Below are 6,538 nucleotides of genomic sequence, written 5' to 3'. Positions count from 1 at the left end.
GAAGATCTTCCACTTCGACCATGAGCGCATTCCCGAGCGCGTCGTCCATGCGCGCGGCTACGGCGCGCACGGCTATTTTGAGACCTATGACTCACTCGCCAAATATACCCGCGCCGATCTGTTCCAGCGCGCCGGGGAGAAGACGCCGGCCTTTGTGCGGTTCTCCACCGTCGCAGGCTCCGAGGGCTCAGCAGACCTTGCTCGCGACGTGCGCGGCTTCGCGGTGAAGATCTACACGAAGGAAGGTAATTGGGACCTCGTCGGCAACAACATCCCGGTGTTCTTCATCCAGGACGCCATCAAGTTTCCCGACATCATCCATTCGGTGAAGCCGGAGCCTGATCGTGGCTTCCCGCAGGCGGCCTCGGCCCATGATAATTTTTGGGACTTCATCTCACTGACCCCTGAAGCCATGCACATGATCATGTGGGTGATGTCCGACCGGGCGATCCCGCGCTCGTTCCGGTTTATGGAGGGCTTCGGCGTCCACACCTTCCGGCTCCTCAATGCGAGAGATGAGTCCACCTTCGTCAAGTTCATCTGGAAGCCGAAGCTCGGCCTGCAGTCAGTCGTCTGGAACGAGGCGGTGAAGATCAACGGCGCCGATCCGGACTTTCATCGCCGCGACCTGTGGGACGCCATCCAGTCCGGTAATTTCCCGGAATGGGAATTGTGCGTGCAATTGTTCGACCAGGAATTCGCTGACAGCTTCGATTTCGACGTGCTCGATCCGACCAAGCTGATCCCCGAAGAGGTCCTCAAGCCCATTCCGGTCGGCCGCCTGGTGCTGGACCGCATGCCGGACAATTTCTTTGCCGAGACCGAGCAAGTCGCGTTCATGACGCAGAACGTGCCGCCCGGCATCGACTTCTCCAACGATCCGCTCCTGCAGGGCCGCAACTTCTCTTATCTCGATACCCAGCTGAAGCGGCTCGGCAGTCCGAACTTCACCCATATCCCGATCAACGCGCCCAAATGCCCCTACGCGCATTTCCAGCAGGACGGCCATATGGCGATGCGCAACCCGGTCGGGCGCGCGAACTACCAGCCTAATTCACACGGCGCGGGTCCGCGCGAGGATCCAGTCCGCGGCTTCCGCTCGTTCCGCGAGGAGATCGACGCTCCGAAGGTGCGGCTGCGGCCCGAGAGCTTCGCCGACCACTACAGCCAGGCGCGGCAGTTCTTCAACAGCCAGACGGTCCCCGAGCAGAAGCACATCGCCATGGCGCTGACCTTCGAGTTGAGCAAGGTCGAGGCGGCAGTCATCCGCGAGCGGATGGTCGCGCATCTGCTCAACATCGACGAGGCGCTCGGCGCCACGGTGGCCGACAAGCTCGGCATAGAGGAATTGCCGAAGCCCGCCGATGCGGCGGTTCCTCCACGCGACGACCTGCCCGCATCTCCCGCGCTCAGCATCATCGAAAACGGTCCGGCAAGCTTCAAAGGCCGCAAGGTCGGCGTGCTGGTGAGCAATGGCTGCGACGGCGAGCTGCTGAAGGCGCTCCAGGCCGCCATCGAGAAGGAAGGGGCGGTGATGGAAGTCATCGCGCCCAAGGTCGGCGGCGTCGAGACCGCGGACGGCACCAAGGTCGTGGCCAAGCATATGATCGACGGCGGGCCCTCGGTGCTGTTCGACGCCGTGGCGCTGCTGCTTTCCGAGGAGGGCGCCGAGCGGCTGACCGGCGAGGCGGCCGCGCGCGACTTCGTGGCGGATGCCTTTGCGCATTGCAAGTTCATCGGCTTCACTCCGGCGGCCCTTCCGCTCATCGCGAAGGCTGGTGTCGCGCCCGATGCCGATGAAGGGCTCATGATCCTCGACGACGCAAGTTCGGTGGCAGAGTTCATCGAGAGCTGCCGCAAGCTCCGCCTCTGGGCGCGGGAAGCCGCCGTGAAACTCTGAGCGGTCGCGCGAGGCAGCGCGGGTTTCGACCCGCTTCAATGAGGACAGAGCGAGGTGGCGTTGAAAGGCGCCGCCTCCCCTGTATCAGGCCCCGGAGGCCGACGATCGATGCGACAATTCCTGCGCGACAACGGATTGACCCTGGCGCTGGGGACGATGTTCCTCTTCTCGGTCATCGGCATGGCGCTGACCGGCCGGGCCTCCTTCAACAAGGAGCTCGTCGACCACGGGCAAGCCGCGCTCGGCCTCGTGGCCTATGTGCACAGCGGCGAATTCCTGTCCTCGCTCTTCGAGAACTGGGAGAGCGAGTTCCTGCAGATGGCGGTCTATGTCGTGCTTACCGCCATGCTGTTCCAGCGCGGCTCCTCGGAATCGCGCGATCCCGATGAACCTTACAGGCCCGACGACGAGGTGCCGTGGCGCGCCCGCCATCCGCTGGCGGCGTGGCTCTACGCGCATTCGCTCGGCCTCACCCTGGCACTGCTATTCGTCGCGTCGTTCCTGTTCCACTGGTGGTTCAGCATGGTCGCCGCCAATGCCGACGCGCTCCGCCATGGTGGCGAGGTCCAGACGATCGGGAGCTATTTGCTCGATCCGCAGTTGTGGTTTGAGTCCTTCCAGAACTGGCAGTCGGAATTCCTCTCGACCGCCTTGCTCGTCGTGCTGTCAATCTTCCTGCGCCATCAGGGCTCGCCGGAATCCAAGCCCGTCGCCTCCGCCAACGCGCAGACCGGCGACTAATCCCGCGCCGTCATCCGGCGACCCATCAAATTGGAGAGGCCACCATGACCGATCGTCTGAAATTGCAGGACCCACGCACGCAGTATCCGGGGCCGCCGTTTCCGGAGCAGCCGCAGCCCATGCCGGGCCTCGCTCGCAAGATGGACCCAGTGCCCGACCATGGCGAGGAGAGCTATCGTGGGTCCGGCAAGCTGGAAGGGCGCAAGGCGCTCATTACCGGCGGCGATTCCGGCATAGGGCGGGCGGTCGCCATCGCCTTCGCACGCAAGGGAGCGGATGTCGCCATTTCCTATCTTCCGGACGAAGAGGCCGACGCGAGACTGGTCATTGCCTTGATCGAGGCTGCAGGTCGCAAGGCCGTCTCGCTTCCCGGGGATATTACGGACGAAGCCTGGTGCCGGGAACTGGTCGACAAGGCCGTCGCTCAGCTCGGTGGGCTCGACATCCTGGCGATCAATGCGGCGCGGCAGCAATATCGCGAAGCGGTCGAGGAGCTATCGACGGCCGATTTCGACAAGACGATGAAGACCAATCTCTATGCGCTGCATTGGATCGCACAGGCAGCCGTTCCGCATCTTCCGCCGGGCGCTTCCGTCATCACCACCGCGTCGATCCAGGCGTACCAGCCCTCGCCGATCCTGCTCGACTACGCGACGACCAAGGCGGGCATCGTCGCCTACACCAAGGCGCTGGCCAAGCAGCTCATCGAGAAGGGCATCCGCGCCAATGCCGTGGCGCCTGGCCCGTTCTGGACAGCGCTGCAGCCGAGCGGCGGCCAGCCCGACGAGAAGGTGGAGAACTTCGGCAAGGACAGCGATTTCGGCCGTCCGGGGCAGCCTGTGGAATTGGCGCCCGTCTATGTGCTTCTCGCCTCGCAGGAAGCGAGCTTCATCAACGGCGAAGTCTATGGCGTCACCGGCGGCAAAGGCATCGCCTGACGACCTCGGTGAGTACCGCAAATAGGCTGGCCGCGCTGAACGAGGACGTCGACCACTAGCGCTGCACTGTCCGGCGGTACGGGAATCGGTCCCGGATAAACTGGTTGAAATAGCTTCCCTTCGAAATGGCGGCTCGATAGGCCGCATACGTCTTCCGGAGGGACATCGCTGTAGTCGTAGCGGCGCCCGCTCTGCCGGAACCACACCGACTGGGTCCGGTGTCCTCGCCGTACCTGCTTCGCGCAATTACCGTCGATGGCATGACTTGCACCCGGCCCGGCAGGTCTATCCGCGCGATCCCGAGTCTCGGTCGTCTCCTGCGGCAAAGAGGAGGCGACGATAGGATCGGCCCCGCTTCCTGCGTGGCGATGTATTTCAGGTTGTCACCCACGCGGTATGTCGGGCTCCCGTGCATCAGGACGCCGAACGGAGGCCCGCCTTCAAGTTCCAAGCCGAGGCATCGCGCCGCCTTTGGCATTCGGAACATGCAGACCTTTAGCATGGAACATTGCGGCAACGAACGTGGTTTGCTCACGACCCCACCACAGGCGAGAAACGTCTTCATGGAAATTCGCTGCGGCTATAGGATCGAAGTTGTCTGTCACCAGCCGACGCCCGCCATCCTCCTGCTGGATCCACATCCCAGCCGCGATGTCGACATCGTCAGCGGACCGAATGGCGCGGTGACATCGCTCGCCGATAGCGGGGACGTGCCATGCGTCGAATATGCCGACGGCTTCGGCAACCGTTGCCGTCGTCTTGTCGTGCCGCCAGGTGGGGCAGCCTTCACCAACGACATGATCGTGCGGGATTCCGGCGTGGCGGATGCCGCGGATTACGATGCCCAGGAAGTGTTTCCAGGCGAGCTACCCTCCGAAGTGCTCGAATATATGTTGTCCAGCCGATACTGCGAGGTCGACGAGCTCTCGGCGACCGCGTGGCAGCTGTTTGGCAAATATCCCCCGGGCTGGAACCGGGTGCAGCAGATCTGCAACTATGTGAACGCCCAAATCCGCTTCGACTATCAGTGCGCCCGGAATACGCGTACGGCGGCCCAGGCGATGAACGAGCGTGTGGGCGTCTGCCGCGACTTTACGCATCTGGCGGTCGCGCTCTGCCGTTGCATGAACATTCCCGCGCGCTATTGCAACGGTTTCCTCGGGGATATCGGCGTCCCGCGCGATCCCGCCCCAATGGACTACAATGCGTGGTTCGAGGCTTATCTCGGCGGGAAATGGTTCACCTTCGACGCGCGCCACAACATGCCGCGCATCGGCCGCGTCCTGGTCGCAAGAGGCCGGGATGCGGTCGACGTTCCGATGGTGCATACATTCGGACCGCACATCCTGCAGAAATTCGAGGTGATCACCGAGGAAGTCCCCGCGACGTAACGCCCGCTCCGCTCCCATGACTTGGTGGTGGAAGCTGAACAGGCGGATGCCCACTGCTGTCCCGCAGCTGGCACCGCCTCAGCGCATCAGTCCTGCGGCGCGCAGCGCGTCTTCGATGATTTTCTTTACGCCGGATTCATCGGATGCCGGCGGCGTCCGTCGCGAAGCCGTCGCATGGATCGCGGGCCCCACCTTTTTTATGCCGGGCGTACGCTCCGCGGGCGACGGTAGTGTCACTAGCTTGCCTTGTATAACGGCCGTAGCGGAGCAGGCGACAGCCTCCTCGCGGGCCTGCGCTATTCCCCAGAACTGCGCAATCTCCCGGGTGGAAGAGATGCCAACCTCCAGCATATAGGGACCTGGAACGCCGAGGCCATCGCCCAGCGGTGTGCCGTGGCCCATGGCGGAGATTGTGTTCAGTTCGATCACGGCCTCGCCTGCAGCGTTGCACCAACTGTGCTTTGCGCGCACGCCCAGAACTTCCGACCGTGTCGGCGCGTTGTCGAGCTGGTGGACGCGACACCATTGCGCGGCGATATCCTCGGCATTGGAAGGCGCCACCGTGTGATCGGCCGTTCCCTGCCAGATGGCGATCCTCGGCCAGGGACCCGCATGCGTGGAGGCCTCACGCAGAAGCGCCCACAGCTCCTCTTTGGAGGCCGCGCCCTGGCCGCGCATGCAGTCGAACGCTTCCGGGACCGTGCTCGCACGGCCATAGGCGAGGCCGGCGATGATGGCGCCGCCGGCGAAGACCTCGGGATAGGTGGCGAGCATGACCGAGGCCATCGCGCCGCCAGCCGAAAGGCCGGTGACGAAGATCCTGTCCCGATCGAGACCGTTGGCAACGATCATGGCTTCGATCATCTGGCGGATCGAGAGCGCCTCTCCAGCATCGCGCCTCGTATCGCCGGGGCGAAACCAGTTGAAGCACAGGTTGGGATTGTTGCCGTGATGTTGTTCCGGAAAGAGCAGCGCGAAACCGGCCCGATCAGCCAGTTGCGACCAGCCGGCATGGTGATCGTATCCGGCGGCACTCTGGGTGCAGCCATGCAGTACCACGACGAGCGGCGCGCCCTTGGTAAGGTTCGACGGAAGATAGAAACGCGACTTCAACCTGCCCGGATTCGATCCAAAATCGGAGAACGTGGTGAGCCGATCGGGTACGCCGGCCCCGGGCAAATGTGCACCCTGTGGCCCGCGAAAAGCAGCGAGACGGGCAATCATATCCGACATTGTCTTCAATGGAGACATCCTTGTTGGGACGCCCGGGGTGGACGACCATGTGCTTCAACGCACTCGCAGCGAAATCGTTGCTGCATTGCACAATAACAAGGGGCGGACTGCCGAGAATGTGGAGAGCGGCCGGACTTTGCGGGCCGGCCGCTCATTCGGTCAGCGGCGATCGCTGAGGGACACGGTTTCCTCGTCGTCGCGCTGCCGGCCGCCGAGAGCGGCGGCGACGCAGGTGATGAAGGCCCCGATCATCAGGGAGAGCGCGCCGAGCAGCGCGAAGGTGGCGCCGGCCTTGCGGGCCGCATCGGCGGCCTGTTGCGCCTTGACCTTAGCGT

The 6,538-nt window shown here is 63.7% G+C and carries 5 protein-coding genes; 4 read left to right on the top strand and 1 reads right to left on the bottom strand.

The genetic code is table 11. From position 1 onward, the window contains the following. The 4 genes from katE to KHC28_RS01235 form a co-directional block, all read left to right on the top strand. A partial coding sequence (gene katE / locus KHC28_RS01250; protein WP_214006523.1) for a catalase occupies positions 1–1,900 on the top strand: 1,900 nt, incomplete at its 5' end. 108 nt (positions 1,901–2,008) lie between these two features. Continuing rightward, positions 2,009–2,641: a DUF6766 family protein gene (locus KHC28_RS01245; protein WP_214006522.1), complete on the top strand. Its 633-nt coding sequence runs from the start codon at positions 2,009–2,011 to the stop codon at positions 2,639–2,641. A 44-nt stretch (positions 2,642–2,685) separates the two neighbouring features. Beyond that, complete coding sequence (locus KHC28_RS01240) at positions 2,686–3,579, top strand: SDR family oxidoreductase (RefSeq protein ID WP_214006521.1); 894 nt, start codon at positions 2,686–2,688, stop codon at positions 3,577–3,579. 563 nt (positions 3,580–4,142) lie between these two features. Continuing rightward, on the top strand, positions 4,143–4,970 hold the full coding sequence (locus tag KHC28_RS01235) for a transglutaminase-like domain-containing protein (RefSeq protein WP_214006524.1): 828 nt from the start codon (positions 4,143–4,145) through the stop codon (positions 4,968–4,970). A gap of 78 nt (positions 4,971–5,048) precedes the next feature. Here KHC28_RS01235 and KHC28_RS01230 read toward each other — a convergent pair whose 3' ends face one another. Further along, positions 5,049–6,212: an extracellular catalytic domain type 1 short-chain-length polyhydroxyalkanoate depolymerase gene (locus KHC28_RS01230; RefSeq protein ID WP_214006520.1), complete on the bottom strand. Its 1,164-nt coding sequence runs from the start codon at positions 6,210–6,212 to the stop codon at positions 5,049–5,051. Positions 6,213–6,538: the final 326 nt, after the last annotated feature.

The sequence above is a fragment of the Ancylobacter sonchi genome (genome assembly GCF_018390695.1).
GTDB lineage: Bacteria > Pseudomonadota > Alphaproteobacteria > Rhizobiales > Xanthobacteraceae > Ancylobacter > Ancylobacter sonchi.
This window is presented reverse-complemented; position numbering and strand designations above follow the sequence as displayed.